This window comes from Bacillota bacterium, assembly GCA_040755295.1.
GTDB lineage: Bacteria > Bacillota > Desulfotomaculia > Desulfotomaculales > Ammonificaceae > SURF-55.
The window spans coordinates 124,173-142,116 of sequence record JBFMBK010000001.1 but is presented as its reverse complement, the minus strand read 5'-3'; the positions used below and the strand labels follow the sequence as shown (position 1 = coordinate 142,116).

General features: G+C 54.6%; 21 protein-coding genes. All 21 read right to left on the bottom strand.

Annotation, left to right across the window (positions count from 1 at the left end):
• Position 1 precedes the first annotated feature (1 nt).
• Entirely contained in the window at positions 2-418 is a 417-nt protein-coding gene (locus AB1500_00645) for a hypothetical protein (GenBank protein MEW6181674.1), read from the bottom strand.
• Positions 418-1,185 carry a FliA/WhiG family RNA polymerase sigma factor gene (locus AB1500_00640; protein MEW6181673.1) on the bottom strand — a complete coding sequence of 256 codons (768 nt, stop codon included), beginning with the start codon at positions 1,183-1,185 and terminating at the stop codon, positions 418-420. Before AB1500_00640 ends, AB1500_00645 begins: the two co-directional genes overlap by 1 nt.
• A gap of 62 nt (positions 1,186-1,247) precedes the next feature.
• Entirely contained in the window at positions 1,248-1,898 is a 651-nt protein-coding gene (locus tag AB1500_00635; GenBank protein ID MEW6181672.1) for a PilZ domain-containing protein, read from the bottom strand.
• A gap of 18 nt (positions 1,899-1,916) precedes the next feature.
• A complete protein-coding gene (locus tag AB1500_00630; protein ID MEW6181671.1) occupies positions 1,917-2,789 on the bottom strand; it encodes a MinD/ParA family protein in 873 nt (290 codons plus the stop codon).
• Complete coding sequence (gene flhF, locus AB1500_00625; protein ID MEW6181670.1) at positions 2,752-3,939, bottom strand: flagellar biosynthesis protein FlhF; 1,188 nt, start codon at positions 3,937-3,939, stop codon at positions 2,752-2,754. The genes AB1500_00630 and flhF overlap by 38 nt, the downstream gene beginning before the upstream one ends.
• Positions 3,929-6,004: a flagellar biosynthesis protein FlhA gene (gene flhA, locus AB1500_00620; GenBank protein MEW6181669.1), complete on the bottom strand. Its 2,076-nt coding sequence runs from the start codon at positions 6,002-6,004 to the stop codon at positions 3,929-3,931. Before flhA ends, flhF begins: the two co-directional genes overlap by 11 nt.
• A 151-nt stretch (positions 6,005-6,155) precedes the next feature.
• Entirely contained in the window at positions 6,156-7,226 is a 1,071-nt protein-coding gene (gene flhB, locus AB1500_00615) for a flagellar biosynthesis protein FlhB (GenBank protein MEW6181668.1), read from the bottom strand.
• Positions 7,227-7,982 (bottom strand): flagellar biosynthetic protein FliR, encoded by a 756-nt coding sequence (gene fliR / locus AB1500_00610; GenBank protein ID MEW6181667.1) that lies wholly within the window; start codon positions 7,980-7,982, stop codon positions 7,227-7,229.
• Between the two features lie 28 nt (positions 7,983-8,010).
• Positions 8,011-8,280, bottom strand: a complete 270-nt coding sequence (fliQ, locus tag AB1500_00605; GenBank protein ID MEW6181666.1) for a flagellar biosynthesis protein FliQ — start codon at positions 8,278-8,280, stop codon at positions 8,011-8,013.
• A gap of 120 nt (positions 8,281-8,400) precedes the next feature.
• Positions 8,401-9,153, bottom strand: a complete 753-nt coding sequence (fliP, locus tag AB1500_00600) for a flagellar type III secretion system pore protein FliP (protein MEW6181665.1) — start codon at positions 9,151-9,153, stop codon at positions 8,401-8,403.
• Between the two features lie 345 nt (positions 9,154-9,498).
• On the bottom strand, positions 9,499-9,837 hold the full coding sequence (fliO, locus tag AB1500_00595; GenBank protein MEW6181664.1) for a flagellar biosynthetic protein FliO: 339 nt from the start codon (positions 9,835-9,837) through the stop codon (positions 9,499-9,501).
• Positions 9,827-10,219 (bottom strand): FliM/FliN family flagellar motor switch protein, encoded by a 393-nt coding sequence (locus AB1500_00590; protein ID MEW6181663.1) that lies wholly within the window; start codon positions 10,217-10,219, stop codon positions 9,827-9,829. Before AB1500_00590 ends, fliO begins: the two co-directional genes overlap by 11 nt.
• Before the next feature lie 10 nt (positions 10,220-10,229).
• On the bottom strand, positions 10,230-10,715 hold the full coding sequence (locus AB1500_00585) for a flagellar basal body-associated FliL family protein (GenBank protein MEW6181662.1): 486 nt from the start codon (positions 10,713-10,715) through the stop codon (positions 10,230-10,232).
• Between the two features lie 26 nt (positions 10,716-10,741).
• On the bottom strand, positions 10,742-11,560 hold the full coding sequence (locus tag AB1500_00580) for a flagellar hook-basal body complex protein (GenBank protein ID MEW6181661.1): 819 nt from the start codon (positions 11,558-11,560) through the stop codon (positions 10,742-10,744).
• 84 nt (positions 11,561-11,644) lie between these two features.
• Positions 11,645-12,013 (bottom strand): TIGR02530 family flagellar biosynthesis protein, encoded by a 369-nt coding sequence (locus AB1500_00575; GenBank protein ID MEW6181660.1) that lies wholly within the window; start codon positions 12,011-12,013, stop codon positions 11,645-11,647.
• Positions 12,010-12,408 carry a flagellar hook capping FlgD N-terminal domain-containing protein gene (locus tag AB1500_00570; protein ID MEW6181659.1) on the bottom strand — a complete coding sequence of 133 codons (399 nt, stop codon included), beginning with the start codon at positions 12,406-12,408 and terminating at the stop codon, positions 12,010-12,012. The genes AB1500_00575 and AB1500_00570 overlap by 4 nt, the downstream gene beginning before the upstream one ends.
• Positions 12,409-12,423: 15 nt before the next feature.
• Positions 12,424-14,295, bottom strand: a complete 1,872-nt coding sequence (locus AB1500_00565) for a flagellar hook-length control protein FliK (protein MEW6181658.1) — start codon at positions 14,293-14,295, stop codon at positions 12,424-12,426.
• Positions 14,296-14,751 (bottom strand): flagellar export protein FliJ, encoded by a 456-nt coding sequence (gene fliJ / locus AB1500_00560; protein ID MEW6181657.1) that lies wholly within the window; start codon positions 14,749-14,751, stop codon positions 14,296-14,298.
• A 3-nt stretch (positions 14,752-14,754) separates the two neighbouring features.
• Positions 14,755-16,077, bottom strand: a complete 1,323-nt coding sequence (fliI, locus tag AB1500_00555) for a flagellar protein export ATPase FliI (GenBank protein MEW6181656.1) — start codon at positions 16,075-16,077, stop codon at positions 14,755-14,757.
• 140 nt (positions 16,078-16,217) lie between these two features.
• Positions 16,218-16,886 carry a FliH/SctL family protein gene (locus AB1500_00550; protein ID MEW6181655.1) on the bottom strand — a complete coding sequence of 223 codons (669 nt, stop codon included), beginning with the start codon at positions 16,884-16,886 and terminating at the stop codon, positions 16,218-16,220.
• Positions 16,870-17,880: a flagellar motor switch protein FliG gene (gene fliG / locus AB1500_00545; protein ID MEW6181654.1), complete on the bottom strand. Its 1,011-nt coding sequence runs from the start codon at positions 17,878-17,880 to the stop codon at positions 16,870-16,872. Before fliG ends, AB1500_00550 begins: the two co-directional genes overlap by 17 nt.
• Positions 17,881-17,944: the final 64 nt, after the last annotated feature.

Below are 17,944 nucleotides of genomic sequence, written 5' to 3'. Positions count from 1 at the left end.
GTTATCCCTCCTTTTTCTTAATTTCCCTTAGATTCAGCATTAACTCGATTTCGCCCTTACTTCGCCCGAAGTCCCGGGCTAGTTCCGTTACCTTCTTCCCCCGTTCGAAGGCCTTATAGACCATCTCGTACGGACTGAGCTCCCCCCTTACGGTCGACTGGCGCCTCAGAACCTCACCCGCCTGGCGCTCAACCCCCTGGAGGCGTTCCTTTAGTTCCATGCAGATGGCCGTTAAGGTTTCAAGCTGACTTCCGATGTTCACCAAACGCCCCTCGAGATCAAGTTCCTCAACGGTAACCGCTTCCTGAAAATGGGCGTCAAAATCCTGCTGCCGTTTGAAACGGAAGATAAACCACAGGAAGTAGCCGCAAAACGCCGTGAGTAAAACGAACAAAATCCCTAGAAGCAGTGTTAGCATCAGCGCCCGCTCCCAACTTCGTTCATTGAAGAAATCGTCTCACGCAGTTTTTTTATTGCCTTGGCATGAAGCTGACAAACCCGTGATTCCGAAACGTTGAGCACACGCCCGATTTCCTTCAGGGTCAGCCCCTCCTGATAATACAGCGCCAAAACCAACTTGAGTTTTTCGTCAAGACGACTTATAGCTTTTTCCAAGATCTGATGGTCCTCCCCCTGATTTAGTAATTCTAACGGGTCAGGGCTTAAAGGGTCTTCGATCAAATCGCCCCAGGAAAGTTGGCTCCCGTTGCTCACATTAACCACTTCCTCCAAAGACGCCGGACAGAGCGCCTGAAAATAACCCGTTACCTTAACCAACTCCGCGGCAGTCATTCCTAATGCCGTTGCCAGCTCGTCATCGGAGGGCCGCTGGCCGCTCTTCTTTTCCAACTCCTCACGCGCCGCATTCACTTCCTGCATTCTCTGCCAAAGGCTCCGCGGCAGCCAGGTAAGGCGGCGCACCTCGTCAAGCATCGCGCCTCTTACCCGCCTGTAAGCATAGGCCTCAAAATCGGTGCCGTGGCCGGGATCAAATCGCTCTATCGCCGCCATCAGCCCGAAAATACCCGCACTTTCAAGATCCTCCTGGCTGATCCATGGCGGCAGGCGGACCGCAAGTCGCCCCGCCAATTGCTTGACCATCGGGAGGTGTTTTAGAATCAACTCCTGACGGGCAGATTCGCTTCCGTTAACCTTGTATTCCTGCCAAGCGTTTTCGATAGCCATAAGGCATTTCCCCCTCTTAAACAAACCCCTGCACAATTACTTCTCTTATTCTCTGTAACGACTTATCGAAGCCTGGACTGCTCCATCATCTTCCAGAATATATAGCTGAAAATCTTGTCCTTCTGGCCCTGGGGCAGATCAATGAATTCCAAACCAAGGTGAAAAAGCCGCTGTTTGTCCAATAGTATTGGTTCCTGCCGGACCACCTTCGCCTTGGTGAAGGTTTCGAGGGCGTTGTTCCGCATCGGTAATGTAAATCTAATCAGCAGTATCGTACCGAGCGGATAGTCGTTTTCCGCCACCAGGCGTAATCCACCGGCGCTGATATCAAGAGCCTTTGCCTTTTTGAACACCGGTTGTTCCTTGCCTGCGGGCACTTCGGCATAATAGACCTCGTGCAAGACAAAGAGCCGCACGTCCCGCCGGCGCTGAATGCGTTCGACTTTCTCGGGAAAAGATAACCCGTAAAGCGCAATTCCCGACTCACGTTTCCCTGTTACCGTACTCTCAAAAGTGAACAGCTCGCCGTCTCCCGGAAAATTGACTTTGACCCGGTCTCCGGGTGACAGGACGAGGGGCGCGAGACCCCGATAGGGCACGGCGATGAATATCTCGTTCGCTGTTATGTCCTCTACGACTGAAACAAAATAGTCCGGGATGCCTACCAGGGCGATCTGGATCCGCTGACTGACCGACAAACCAACCTGTTTCATGGGTGTCTTCATCCCCCCTTATCCGAATAGACGTAATAGTCGGGTGAGAAACCTTCCCGCTGCCTCCGGGTTACATTCCTTACCCTCAACAAGACGGCCCGCAATCTGGTTCAGGCTTTTTGCAGCCGCGGAATACGGCTGGGAAAGGACAAGCGGTTTTTGGTCCTTGACGCTCTGTCCGACTGCGCCGTCTTCCGGTATCTCCCCAAGGTAGCTAAGTTTGAAGTCAAGAAACTTGCTGCATACCAACTGGAGTTTTGAAGCCGCCTGGAGCGCCTCCTGCTTGTCGTGCGCCCGGTTAACAACCAACCGGGCTTCCGAATGCACGTTAAACCTTGCCAGGACCTTTATCAGACTGTACGCGTCGGTTAATGAAGTTGGCTCCGGCGTGATCACGATGACCACCTCCTCGGCGGCAGCGACGAAACCCAGGACATCTCTTGAAATACCCGCACCGGTATCCACCAGAACAAAATCCGTTCTCGCCCGCAAGTAAGGCAATATCTGAAGAATCCGTTGACGCTGTAAGCTGTCGAGTTGAGCCAACTCGCAAATACCGGAACCGCCGGATATGATCTGCAGCCCGCTTGGATCAGCGTATACTACCTCTTCCATACTCTTGGTTCCGTATAGGAACTCGTAGAGCGTATAAGGCGGCGTGATTCCCATCAGCACCTCGACATTTGCCAACCCTAAGTCCGCGTCAAAGAGCAGCACGCGCCTCCCCGAGCGCGCCAGTATCAGCCCAAGGTTAACCGCAACATTTGTCTTCCCCACACCACCCTTACCGCTGGTGACTGTTATCACCCGCGGTCCGATCGCATGGCTCCGCGGCTGCGGGGGAAGAATCTTGTTAACGAGGGTTCGCAGCTTGTGCGCTTGATCGATCAATATAGCCGCCCCCCTTTAACAACAACTTTGCCAACTTCTTAGGATAAAGGGTTTCGATGTCCTCCGGCACGCTCTGGCCGTTGGTCAGATAGGTAACAGGAAGCCCGACATGATTAATAAGGTTGAGGATACCGCCTAAAGACTCGGTCTCGTCCAGCTTGGTGAAGATAAGCTTGTTGTATTCAAGACGGGTAAAATCCTCCGCCACCCGCAGGATATCCTGAAACTTGGTATTGCAGCTCAGGACAAGATAGATGTCACACGGCTTTGGAATAACCTCAATAAATCCTTTTAACTCGAACACCTGCTGGAGGTTTTTTGAAGGACGCCCGGCGGTGTCCACCAAAATATGATCGGCTTCCGGGTGGTTGTCCAAAGCACGCTTCAACTCCTCGGGCGTCATCGCCACCTCGAAGGGAATATTTATAATCTCCGCATAGGTCTTAAGCTGCTCTACCGCGCCTATCCGGAAGGTATCCACCGTTACTAACGCCACATTCTTTTGGTAGAAGAGACGAAGCTGTGCCGCCAACTTGGCCAGGGTGGTGGTCTTGCCTACGCCGGTAGGACCGACGAAAACAATAACCCTTGCGGTGTTGTTTTGCTGATAAACGGGTTCAACGATTTGAGCCATTCGGTTGAGCAGGAATACCTCTGCGGCCTCGTCACAGTACGGCTGGTCAGTATTGATTTCTGTTTCCAGCGCCGCAATCAACTCGTCCACGATCTCTTTCTTAATCTCCATTTCGGTTAGAACACGCCGCCACTTTAGGATGTAGGTGTCCTCGTTTGATTCAGCCTGTTCGGAAAGACGGTGCAAGAGGTTTTTAACCTCCGAAAGCTCCCGGCGGAACTGAAAATCCTGCGTCTGATTGAATTGCGCAGCGGTATAACCCGGCGCCTGAAAAAGCTGCTCTTCAGGCGGTGTGCAACCATTATCGCTGACGGCCACCTGCTCCAACTCCGTTGTTTTCACGGTCTGTCTCTCATCCAGTGCGGCGGTCACTTCAAGCTGCCGGGAAAAAAACCCCCACAACCCCCGTCCCCTCACCTGACGGCTGGATATTATCACCGCTTCCAGCCCCATATCCTGCTTGATAAGGGCCAGAGCTTCCTGCATATCCCGGGCCACATAACGTTTAATCCTCATCCCATATCACCGTCCCGATGGCTTCAACCTCGACGTCAGGTGAGACTTCGTTGTACGAAAGCACGGCCAGTTGTGCAAACTTTCTTTCGGTTATCCGGCGAAGAGGAAGACGCGCGCCCGGCGAGCACAAAACCACCGGAAGCATTCCCTGGTGGACTACCCGTGAGGTCACCTCTCCCACCTTCTCCAGCAGCCGCTGCGCCTTCCGGGGTTCCAGCACCGGAAAACCGCCCTGCAGCCCCTGGCCTTGTGAAGCCTCAATTAAGGTCTGTTCAAGACGCGGGTGAACCGTTATCACGGGCAAACGTCCTTCGACCGCGAACTGCCGGGTTATAATCCGAGAAAGCCCCGCCCTTGCCCGTTCGGTTAGATAATCGATATCCCGACTTGCCGCCGAAGCATCCGCTATGGTTTCAAGGATCCCGACGAGGTCGCGGATGGGTACTCTCTCGCGCAGAAGATTCTGGAGAACCTTCTGCACCTCGCCCAGGTTCAAAAAGCCCGGAATGAGCTCTTCGACCAACGCCGGGTTCTTTTCTTTTACGGCATCAACAAGCTCTTTAACCTCCTGCCGCCCCAAAAGCTCCGCCGAATTGCGCTTGATGAATTCGGAAAGGTGCGTAATAAGGGCGGTACTCCCGTCAACCACCGTATAGCCCGCGGCTTCCGCCGCTTCCTTATCCGCCGGACTGATCCACCATGCCTCGAGGCCGAAGGTGGGTTCGCGGGTGGGGGTCCCCTTAATTTTCCCCTTTTCGCCCATCGGGTTCATCGCCAGGAAATAACCCGGCATCACCTCGCCGCGCGCGGCCTCAACCCCCCGAAGTTTAAAAATGTAAGCGTTGGGTTTAAGCTGAAGGTTATCTCGAATACGCACCGGTCTTACGTAAATGCCCAGTTCGGAGGCGCATTGCCGGCGAACGGCCGCAACCCTCGCCAGAAGGTCACCCCCCTGGTCCTCCTGAGTAAGAGGTACCAAACTGTATCCGATTTCAATCTCGAGCGGGTCAACCTGAAAATAGTTGAGAACGTTTTCCGGTTCTTTCCTTGTTTCTTTTACCCGCTTGACCTGGTGTTCCTGATCCGCCAACCGGCGCCGCTGTTCTTCCTGCACCAGGCTGTAACCAGTAAACCCGGCAGCCCCGGCCATGGACAGAAATAAGATATTCGGCATCGCGGGTACAAGACCTATAACGAAGAAGATCCCCGCCGTAACGTACAATACCCGTGGATAAGACGTAAACTGCTTCGCAATTTCCCGGCCGAAGCTCGCCTCAGCGCTCGCGCGCGTTCCTAAAATACCGGTGGCGGTTGAGACCAGCAACGCGGGAATCTGGGTGACCAGCCCGTCACCGATGGTCAATAAAGTGTAGGTCCTGAGCGATTCCATGACATCCATGCGCATCACGACCAAGCCGATTACTAAACCCCCGATGATATTTATCGCCGCAATTACAAGACCGGCGATGGCGTCCCCGCGGATAAACTTCGTTGCGCCGTCCATCGCCCCGAAGAAGTCCGCTTCCCGCTGAAGCTTGCGCCGTCCTTCCTTCGCCTCCGTCTCGGTGATCATTCCGGCGTTGAAATCGCCGTCAATCGCCATCTGCTTCCCCGGCATGGCGTCGAGCGTGAACCGGGCCGCCACTTCCGAGACCCGTCCGGCGCCGTTGGTAATGACCACAAACTGAATTACGGTAATGATAACAAAAAGAATAAAACCGATGATGTAACTGCCGCCGACTACCACACCACCGAAAGCGGCGATCACATTTCCTGCGTCGGCCTGTCCCAGAATAAGCCGAGTCGAAGAAATGTTGAGCGAAAGCCGGTAAAGCGTCAACACCAGCAACAACGTCGGAAAAACCGAAAACTGTAACACTTCGGTGGTGAAAAGCGTTATGAGCATTACGACCAGCGAAACCCCCAGGCTCATCACCAATAACACGTCCAATACCGGAGCCGGCACCGGGATGATGATTAAGAGGACCACCCCGATGACCAATCCTGCAATAAGTAAATCGCTGTACCGTTTGATTGAGCCCGCTCTCGCCGCTTCGGCCGGCATATGAATAACGCCTCCGCCAATTTAGTTCTAAGTTCAACGTTCAAGGTTCAACGTTCGACGTGCAAGGTACAGGGTTAAGGTCCGTTCGAGGTAAGACAGTTCAAGGTTCACTCGCAACCCGCGACCCGCAACTCGTTATTTAGGACTCTATCTACCCCGTCCTATTCTTCTTCAACCGGTAAACCAGGGCGATGATCTCCGCCACCGCCTGGTAAAGAACCGACGGTATTTCTTCCCCCACCTCAACCCGCCTGTAAAGGTACCGGGCCACGTCCGGGTTTTCCACCATTGGAACGCGGTGTTCCGTTGCTATCTCCCTGATGCGCGCCGCCAGGTATCCCGCACCCTTGGCGATAACAAGCGGCGCGTTCATTCCTTCCTCGTATAACAGCGCCACCGCAACGTGCGTGGGGTTGGTCACCACCACCGTCGCTTTGGGCACCTGTTGTTTTATCCTGTTCAGCATCGCCTGACGCTGGCGGCGTCTCAGCCAGCCCTTGACCATCGGGTCGCCCTCTGTTTGGCGGAATTCTTCCTTTACCTCCGCCTTGGTCATCATCATCTCTTTCTGATGAGAATACCGCCTGTAGATGTAATCCATAACCGCCAGCGCGAAATAAGCGATCCCGGCAGTCAGCGCTATCCGGAAGATGAAGTCATTGACAATGATGAATCCCTTCGCAGGCTGGGCATTCAAGAGCATCAGCAGACTTCCCAGGTCTTTTTTGATAAGCCAGAATATCAGCCCGCCGATCGCGCACACTTTAAGGGACGCCTTGACGAACTCCACCGCCGCCTTGGCGGAGAGCATGCGGCCGAGACCCGAGGTAAAACTCACCCGTTCCAGCTTCGGCAACAGCACCTGCGGGGAAAAGATGAATCCGACTTGCACAATGTTAACGGCTACTGATGCCACAAAGGCTACCAGAAAAGCCGGCGCAAGCAGCCTGAGACAGGTCAGGCCGGCCGATGTGAACAGCGCGGCCGCGTTTGCCGGAGTCAGTTCCCAGCGCGTAAAATTCGTAAGGTAATTCACCCAGAAACCTGCCATAGAGTAATAGAACCAGTCCTTCAGTAAATAACACAGGAGAACCAGACACAGAAACACCGTTGCTCCCGCCAATTCCTGCGATTTAGCTATGCTGCCGGTTTCCCTGGCTTTTTGTATCCGTTTAGGTGTTGCGGGTTCGGTTTTGTCTTGTCCCTGCCCGAATAACGACATTTAGGCCAACCCCCGCGTTATTATTAAGACATCCGCCACCATCCGCTCGAAAATCTTACTCAAAACAAAGCCCATAACAGGCAGCAATCCCGCCATCATAAAAAGCCCGGCAAAAACCTTAAGGGGAAAGCCGATCATGAAGACGTTAATCTGGGGGACCATGCGCACCATAATCCCTAAAGAAACGTCCACCACCACCATGACCGCCAGTATGGGAGCCGCCAGTTGCAGCGCCGTGGAGAACATCCCGCCGATACACCGCGCTACTATTATCATTGTGCTCCCTTTAACCACGCCCCCTCCCAGGGGTATGATCGAGAAACTTTTCGCCAGCGCCGTTAAGACCGCATGATGTCCGTTAATACTGAAGAAGACAATCACGCCCATAAAAAACATCAATTCCGCCACGATGGTGTTTTGTTGTCCGGAGATGTCCAGCATTTCGGCCATGGCGAAACCAACCTGCATGCCCGTCAACTGCCCGGCCATTCGGATCGCTTGAAAAACCATTGCGGACGTCAACCCTATCGCCAACCCGATCAGCGTTTCACCGGCCATATCAAGCACAAAACCGAGAACGGAATCGGCGCCGAATCCCACACCTACCACCGGTGTCAAGACCAGGGACAACACAAACCCCAGGCCGATTCTCGTCTGTACGGGAATACCGCTTACCGCGAAAATCGGGAAGACAACGATAAACGCCGTTATCCTCGCGAAGACCATCAGAAAGGTCGTTAGATAGTTATAATCCACCAAAAGCCCTCCCACAAGAGGAACCGTCTTACCGCATGACCGCCGGAAACTGGTTGAAAACCGTAACCGTAAAATTAGTCATCATCCGGATGATAAATGGGAAGAACAGGATGAGCGTCAAGAACACAGCAACGATCTTCGGCACGAAGGATATCATCTGGTCCTGGATTTGCGTCGTCGCCTGGAAGATGCTTATCGCCAATCCGACTACCGTGGATACGACAAGAACCGGGCCCGCCACGAAAAGCACGAGTAAAAGCGCCTGGTTGATCATATCGATTGCGAGAGACTGTGACATAAATCTTCCCCCTGTAACACGTTCAAGGTTCAATATTAAGTCTTAAATTGATAGATCTCAGTTCTATAGTTTTGTAGGCCGGAGTAAGCACAGCGTTTCCGGCAACACATTGTTACCAACTTAGCGGAAGCTCTCCACCAGCGATTTAACGACCAGGAACCAGCCGTCAACCAACACAAAAAGGAGAAGTTTAAAAGGCAGCGAAATCATAACCGGCGGCAGCATAAACATACCCATGGACATCAGGATGCTGGAAACCGCCATATCGATAACCAGGAAGGGCAAATATAGCAAAAACCCCATCGTAAATGCGGTCTTTAACTCGCTGATGACGAATGCCGGAATAACTACGGTCAAGGGCACGTCTTCCCGCGATCTGGGCGCAGGCGCCTCGGACAGTTTTATAAAAAGCGCGATGTCCTTCTCCCGTGTCTGTTTGAGCATGAACTCTCTCAGCGGCCTTGCCCCTTTTTCTTGGGCTTCCTCCTGGGTTATCTGGTTTGCGAGGAACGGCTGGACGGCATCCCGGTTCACCTGCTCATAAACCGGCGCCATTATGAAAACCGTCAGAAAAAGCGCCAGCCCGACGATTACCTGGTTTGGGGGCGTCGTGTGGGTGCCCAAAGCGTTACGCAAAAATGAGAGGACGATCACAATCCGGGTAAATGAGGTCATCAACACCAGGAAAGCCGGCACCAGGGTCAGCACCGTCAGAAGGATAAGGATCTTAACACTATCCACAACCTGGGCCGGCGTGCTTGCCTGCCCTACGGAAAAGTTAACCGCGGGTATTCCAACCGGTTGAGCCGTCGCCACCGGGCAGTACGCTGAGAATACGAGAACAAGGAACAGCAAGCGCCACTTTCCCCGCATCCTTTTCTCCTCCATACCCCATCTTGAGTCTTATCTCTAGCGTTCTTCTGGCTGGCGTGGCGATAAGCTTCGCATTGCTTCGTCAGTCTCCGCCGTCCGGGTCCTCACGTACGCATCCAGTACGCTCCGGCCCGCCCGTCGGAGCGCTTCCTTGCACTGCTCGCTCCTCCCCGCGCTCCGTTTATGTTACGCTTCTGTTTCTGAGTCACAACCTTACGGGTCTATATTTTCAGATTTTTCGTAGCGCTGCTGAATGAGACTGTGGGAGTCTTCTTTATACAGCTTGATATCTTGGTTCTCTGTGAACTCTGTGCCTCCGTGGTAAAACATTCTGAACACACTTACTTATCGCTTGAACATCTGGCGGATCTTGGAGGTCACGATCTGCTCGAAAGCCGGAATGGGTGGTTCCGTTATTTCCGGAAGGTCTTCTTCAATCTCTTGCAGGATTGCTATCGCCCCTTCCCCATACCCGCAAAGATAACACCTCTTACCGATTCTTACCAAGCTCAACGCCGCCTTCGGCCCCAGGGGAACCTGTTCGATAACCTTAATGTAACGGCCGGTGCTTACGGGTAAAAACCTTCGGGAAAGCCCGTACCGCATCAAAACATACATAAGAGCGATAATAATAGGAAGGAAAATTACCAGGCGAACGATCGCCCAAAATATTTCACTTCCCATCAGCTACATCCTCCGGCAGCAGCGTGCGGGGCGAATGAACGGCGCTTACCCGCACGGCGAATATTTCGTTGAGCACCAGCACCTCGCCTCTCGCGCACTTCTGGTTGTTTATCAGCAGGTCCACGGCGTCTCCCGCAGCCCGGTCCAACCCGATAACCGCGCCCTCTTTCAACTCCAGGACTTCTCTGGTTTTTAAAATGGTTTCTCCGAGTTCAGCCACTATATCGACCTTGACCTCTTCCAAGAAACGTATCCCGGTTTTCACGGGCAAAGCCGTTAGAGGCTGCGTGTTGAGCGAAGGAAAACGCACCTTTTCCACCGATGTAGTTGTTTTTTCGTTAAGATTAGCGAGAAATTTTCTGATGTCTTCCTCAGTCATCATTTTTGGTCACCTACTGAACTAAAAACTCGGAGTAGTAAATATCGGAGATCCTTTTGCCTTCCAGCTGACTGTTGACCTCCTGTAACAGTTCCTTTTTGAGCTTATCCGGGTAATCGGGAGCCGTCACCTCCGCATTCGTTTTCTTGCGCAGGATTCGTATTATCCGGTCGCGAAGCTTATACTTGTCCGCTTCAAGCTCCTCGACGAACTTCTCATCACCGGAAAAGGCCAGAACCATCGTAATCCGGAGGTAGTGGGACGAATTCTCATCCGCGAGGTTCACGACGATGCTTTCGAGCTCCATGGTCTGTATTTCGCCCTTCGACGCCGCCGGAGTGGCATCCGAAGCCGGTTTCTTGCTGAAAAGGAGGACCTTGGCCGCGGCTCCTCCCGCGGCCAAGATCAGCAACGTCACGAGAATGATGATAATCAACTTTTTACCGCCTTTGGCTTTCACGGGCGTCTCGCCTTCGGCGGAAGGTTTTGTTTTTGCCACTTATCATTTCACCCTATCAAAGGTTTTTACCGTTTCAGGTCGATGAGTTCCCGGAGCATTTCATCCGAAGTGGTGATAACCCTGGCGTTAGCCTGATAGCCGCGTTCTGTGGTTATCATGGTGGTAAATTCCTGCGCCAGGTCCACGTTCGACATTTCCAGATAGCCGGAGCGTATGATGCCGCGTCCTTCCTGTCCGGGCTGACCCGGGGTGGGATCGTCCCCGCCGCCGCTCCACTGCGTCACGCCGGGTGTTATGTCCCAGAGGTTGCTGCCCATGCGCTGCAGGCTCTCTACATTATTAAAGGTGCAGATGCCTATGGTGTACATTTCCGTCGTACCGTCCGAACCCGTAGCGTTTATGCTGCCGTCGGTACCGACGCTTATCGTGGCGATCTGGTCGGGGGTTATGGTGGTGAACTGAAGATCGGCGCCGTCCGACGTCTGAACCCGGTATCCTTGTGTATTAACAAGATAACCATCCTTGTCGATGTAGAACGTACCGTCCCGGGTGTACATGGGGTTTTCCACCGTGGTCCCGGTTGTGTCAACGGGTTTTACCACGAAGAAGCCGTTTCCTTCAATAGCCAGGTCCAGAGAACGCCCCGTTGTCTGCATCGCGCCCTGGGTAAAAATATTGTCAATCGCCGCCAGGCCGACACCAAGACCGACCTGAGTAGAGTTGGTCACCGAACGTCCAAGGGTCTGGGCCAGTGTTTCCTGAAAATTAGCCCTTCCCGCTTTATAACCCGTCGTATTTACGTTCGCGATGTTGCTGGCCAACGTGTCCATCCGGATCTGGTGGGTCCGTATCCCGGAAACGCCTGAGTATAAAGAACGTATCATTGGTATTACCCTCCTTGTTTTGAGGTTGCCTCAGTCATTCAGCAACCCACGGACCCCCTTTCGGACCGGTCCGTATTGTTTTAATTACTTGACTATTACCGCGCCGTCGATATTGGTGAAAACCGAACCTTCTTCACGCGCTACCGCCGTAACCACGGTTTTATTCGCCGTACTTGCGATAAGGGAAAGGTCTCCGTAAATCAGGAGCACCTCGCGCGTGCCTTTGGCGGCGGCTGTTTCCACAGCATTCTTAATCCGCGCCAGATCCTGAACGGTCATATTAATGTTTCTCTCCCTTAAACGTTTTTCGGCGTGGGCGGAGAGCTTGATGCCGGGTGATTCCGTTAACTCGTGACGCAGCACCGCCTGGAACTCTCCGGCCTTGCCCCGGATTGCCGGCGCCCGGCTGACCGTCGCTACCTTTGGACTTCCAATGATTTTATCGACCATCATCGTACCTCCAGTAGCATACCGACATCGTAAGGCTTACCGTCTATCACCAGGGTAACCGTTTCCTGTCCCAGGACAACCTTCGCCACGTTTCCTGTAACGGTTTCTCCTCCGTCCGCTACCACGACCTCGTGCCCGATCAGCGATGCCGCCTGGTTGAGGGCCTCGAGCCGGTAAACGGCCTCCATTCGGTTGCTCAGATTCAAGAGCTGCTCAAGCATGGACATCTGCGACATTTCGTTAATGAAGGCAGACGGATCCTGCGGTGCGAAGGGGTCGGGATGGCTCAGCTGAGCAACCAGAATCTGCAAAAAGGCATCCTTTGAGAGCAACCCGGCAAAACCGCTTTCGCTCTGTTTGGGTACGGTATTGTTTACGGGCGAAATGTCTGCAGCCATGTTTCACCCTCCCTTCTAAACCAGGTAGTTTACTCCGTCCGCGGGTACTGCTTCTCCGGTATCCGACGAATGGCCGCCGGGGACGGCGAACCCGGTTGCCCAATGCGACCGTGGTTCGTGTTCTCGCGTATGGCCTTGCCCGACTGAGACGTGGGCCTCCCCGATGTTAAGGCCCATCTGGCTGAGGTCGGAACGCAATTCCGGCAGTGCATCCGATAAAAGACTCTTGGTGGCTACATCGTTGGCGAAGAAATGCAGCTTGACCTCGTCACCGGAAAGCGCAAGCCGCACAGCGACGCTTCCCAAGGAGGGCGGGTCAAGATGAAGCTCGATTCGCACCGTGCGGCCGTCGTTCGTAAGGGTGGAAACCCGCCGCGCAATTTCTTCGGCAAGCTGCCTCGACAGCCCTTCGATCGGGACCCGTTCGGTACCGGTGAAAGGCACCCCCTGAGCCGCATCCGACCGGGGAGGCTGGAAGACATGCTCGATACCCCGCATCGCCTCGGGCCTTGGTGACAAATCCAGGCTTTTCTGCACCTTTTGCGCCGCGTCATCCTGATGACCCCGGAACGCCTCCGGCGTTGCGGCCCTTGCTTGAGAATCCTTCACCTTTTGAACCGCCGCCTGGGTCAGGTTGCCGTCACGCATGACCTGTTCCTCCGGGGAACCGGGAGTTGCTGTGAATGCTCCACGATCATTCGTTGAACCTTTGTCCGGTTGGATGGAAACCCCTGCGGGGACTTCCCCCTTCTGTCGCCCTTCGGTTGTGCCGTCGCCCGCGAAAGCGTCAGCGGCTTGGACCGTCGTCGTCGGAAGTTGTTCCGTCTTCTGAACCGGCGCTGACGTTTGTACGGATGCAGGCGTCGACTTTGTGCCGGCAGAAGCCCCGGGTTTGGAAGATGCTAATGTGGAGCCAACGGAAATACGATCGTGCGAAGAGTTCCTCCCTGTTCGGAGAAGAACCGCCGCAGGTGTTTCCTCGTTCCGACGCCCTGGGGATGGATCGGTTGCCTCATCGCCGACGGAAGCGTCGGCGGCTTGAACCGTCCTTTGAAGCTGTTCCGGCATTTGAACCGGCGCTTCCACGACAGGTTTAGCTGCTTGCTCCGGCGCTTGAACCACCTTCACATCCGCCGGAGCTTCCGGCGCCTGGGGGATCGAGGTTAAAACAACCTTGTCGCGACCGTCAGCCGCACTTACTTCCGGCTGGGAGAAAGTCCTTCCGGTTGTATCGGCCTCGCTCACAGTCCGGCGCAACGGTGTTACCGCAAGTCCGACCGTGGAGTCTTTACCCGGTCCAACCGGTGCATCTGCCACCGTTCCCCGGACTACAGCCGCAGGAACCCCTTCCGTAGCAGCGACTGGTTTTCCCGTAGCACCACAGGGGATTTTTCCCGCCGGAATGGAATTCTCGGAAGGGTTCGCCGCAACGTTCACGGTTAATTCCAGGGTTGCATCAGAAACAGTGTCGACCTCTTGAACGCCGTCCCAGATCAGTTCGGGCGGCTTCGGATCCCCGGGTTTCCCAACCGGCGCAGCCGTTTCACTCCGCTGGAAACCCTTTCCGGTCTCTGCCGTATACCCCGGAATGTCCCGCGTCGCTGACCCGGTCTGTGAACCTGAGCACCCGGTCCCAGGAACCGTCGGGGTGTCGCATCCTGCAGGTGATAGCAAGGTCCGGGTCCCTTCCGTCCCTGTTTCAGTCTCAGCCGTAAATGGATCGGCCGCGGCGTCTGGATTGGTACCCGACATCCCCGGAAAATCACCGGCAAGACCGGAAAGTAGAACACTGAAATCGGCGTTTCCGGAGAACACATCGGGCGGTTTCCACTGTCCGCCCGGGACTTTAATTCCCTCAGACGGTTTGCTGAAAAGCACCTCTAACATTTATTCACCTCCTTTCTCGGGTAAGCCGTTTATTGCCTTATTTTGAAAGACAAGCTGTGATATCTCGTCGTACTGCTTCCGCTCCTTACAAGCTTCTTCCTCGAGGAAGTTTGCATACCGCCGTTCCTTGACTTTCTCCATGGTCAACCGTTCCTGCCGCGCGTCCATAAGCTCCGCACGGCAATTGGTCACCTGCTCTGCCGCCACATCAAGTTCCGCAGCCTTGGTATGCACCTGTTCACGCAAAAGGTCCCTGTAAAAAGCCCATTGCTGCAACTCCCAGATCGTTGTTCCTTCCCCATCCATGCTCTGCGCGTATTCGTCGGATACAGCTTTAAGCAGCGCTTCCCGACTCTCCTCTTCCCGCTGCGCGTAGGCCAGGGCCTGGACCTTCTGTTCCTCTTTTATTACTCGGCATTTCAGTACCGGTTCTAAACGAAATTCAAAACGCCTCATTCGTTACTCCTCCCCTTCGAGGCCGAGCAACCGTCCGGTGCAGTCGTCGAAAGCGGTGTGCTCCCCTGGCTCCTGACGGAGAAAAGCATTGATATGTTCATGAACCGCAATAGCCTGGTCGATTACCGGGTTCGATCCCGAAACGTAGGCGCCGATATTGATTAAATCCTCCGCCTGGCGGTAGGCCGCCAGCAATTCGCGCTGTCGGCCGGCGGCCTGCTGGTGTTCCGGTGTTGTTACGCTCGGCATCAACCGGCTGACACTTCCGAGGATATCGATCGCCGGATAATGGTTTGCGACCGCCAGTTCCCGCTTCAGCACGATATGTCCGTCGATTATACTGCGGACGGTGTCCGAAACAGGCTCGTTCATATCGTCGCCCTCCACCAGTACGGTGTAGAAACCGGTCACCGAACCGTGGTCGCTGTTCCCCGCCCGTTCCAGAAGCCTGGGGAGAAGAGCGAAAACCGAAGGCGGGTAACCTCTCGTGGTGGGGGGCTCACCCACCGCCAGCCCCACTTCGCGCTGCGCGAGGGCAAAACGGGTGATTGAATCCATAAAAAGGAGCACGTCCCGTCCTGTGTCACGAAAGTACTCGGCGATGGTTGTGGCGACAAACGCCGCCCTGAGCCTGAGGAGCGCGGGTTCATCGGAGGTGGCCACCACCACGACCGACTTTTTAAGTCCCTCCGGCCCGAGGTCTTTTTCTATGAATTCAAGCACCTCGCGACCTCGCTCACCCACCAGGGCGATCACGTTTACGTCGGCGCTGCCGAACCTGGCGATCATACCCAAAAGCACGCTTTTACCAACACCGCTGCCGGCAAATATACCCAGCCTCTGACCCCGTCCGCAGGTGATAAATCCGTCGATCGCCCGTACACCGGTGCTGAAAGCTTTGTCGATTCTCCGGCGGGAAAGTGGAGAAGGCGGACGGTTGTTTACCGGCATCGGTATCCCACGGGGTAAAGGCGCGCCGTCCAGAGGCTCCCCCAGACCGTTTAAAACCCTGCCGAGAAGGTGTTCGCCTACCCTTACCGTAAAAGGTCTGCGCCGCGGTTCAACACGGCAGCCGGGACAGGCTCCGGACAGATCTCCGAAAGGCATCAGCAATACGCAGTCATCGCGAAAGCCCACTGTTTCCGCGAGAATCGGCTGTCCTCCCGGAACGTCGATCATGCAGATTTCTCCCACAAAGGGCTTAAAACCCTTAACTTCAAGGGTCAGACCGACCACCTTGGTCGTCACACCGATTTGGCGCAGCAGGTACGCCTGACGCACCCGCTCTTGATAAACCGTAAGATCAACCGCTGCAGCCATAACCATCCCTCTATCAAATCCTCAGTCCTCAGTCACGAGTAGCGGGTTTAGGACTTGGTACTTAGGACTTACTTAAGAATTGCTCTTTGGTACCTGGTACCAGGTCCTGTTTCCCCGACTTAGGACTCGGGACTTTAGACTCCGGACTATCCTTTCATGGCCTCTATAATTTCCGCCCACCGGGAAACAAGGGTTGCGTCCACCACTCCCTGCCCCGTATCCAGAACGCATCCTCCTCGTTCTACCTGAGGATCCGGCAGGATACGTAAAACCGCGCCTTCCGGAAGCAGCATCTCGAACTGCTGGCGCGCCTGCTGGCAGGTTTCCAAATCGTCCGGATTCACCTGTGCCAGAATGGATGGCCTGTCTCTTACTATCGACAATGCCTCTCTGGCAATGGACAATACCACTTCCGGATTTGTCTTGAGTTCCGATGCAACTATCCTTTCCGCGATTCCCTGGGCGAGATCGACAACTTCACGTTCCAACTGGGTAAGGGTCGACACACGCTCCGCCTCCACTTCCCGTAGGGTTTCGCGCATCCTGACCAGCATCAACCGCGTCTCTTCTTCCGCGCCGGCCCGCCCTTCCCGGTAACCTTTTTCAAACCCCTCCCGGTACGCCTGCTCGCGTACCGACGAAGCCTGCTCCTCAGCTTCCTTTACAATTCGGGCTGCGGCCTGCCGGGGATCCTCCGCAGAAAGCTTTTGGCTTGCTTCCATGACCAGGTCTTCGAGCCGGCGTAGAGGAAGGCACCGCGGCCCGGTATCTCCGAAATCCACGCCTTTTAGAATCTTTTTATAAGACGATGGCATCTTCGCCACCCCGCGCTATAATGATTTCGCCGTTTTCTTCGAGGGCGCGTATTACCTTCACTATCTTCTGCTGTGCCTCTTCCACCTGTTTCAGCCGGACCGGCCCCATGTATTCCAGCTCTTCCTTAAGCATTTGACCGGCACGCTGGGACATGTTCTTAAAGATGCGGCTCTTTACCTCTTCCACAGCTCCCCGTAGGGCTATGGCCAGGTCTTTCGTATTTACCTCACGCAGGATCCTTTGGATAGAAACGTCGTCGAGCTTGACGATGTCTTCAAACATGAACATACGCTTCCGGATTTCTTCAGCCAGTGTTGGATCTTCGTTTTCCAGGTCTTCGAGGATGCTTTTTTCTGCCGCACGGTCTACCATGTTCAAGATGTTGACCAGCGACTCAACCCCGCCCACCTGCGTCTGCTCCACCGAAACCACAGTCGTCATCTTGTTTTCCAGAACACGCTGAACCTCATGAGCGATTTCCGGTGAAATCCGCTCCATTGTGGCTACGCGCTTAGCGATGTCCGACTGTACTTCCTGCGGCATCGCCGAGATGATCGCCGCACTCTGCGCGGGATCAAGGTACGAAAGAATGAGAGCGATTGTCTGCGGGTGCTCGTCCCTTATGAAACTGAGAAGGTGCTTCGGGTCTGTCTTTCTCAGCGAACTGAACGGGATTATCGCCGCTGTTTGGGTCAACCGCCTGATAATTTCCTCCGCTTTCCCGTGCCCTACGGTCTTCTCAAGAATGTCCCTGGCGTGCTTAACGCCCCCGTGGACTATGTGATCCCGCACCGACCGCAGTTCTATAAACTCGTCAAGCACCGCATCCCGGACTTCCTCCGGCACCCGTCCCAGATTGGAGATACTGTAAGTGATACGCTCTATCTCCGATTCGGGAAAGTGCTGTTTTAAAACCTTGGACGAAAGATCAGCACCCAGAGAAAGTAACAGTATCGAAGCCTTCTGCAACCCTTTAATTCTTGCTTGAGTCACTGTTCCCACCCCTTAGTGGTTACGAGTTGCGAGTTACAGGTTCAAAGTCCTCAGTCGAAGGTCC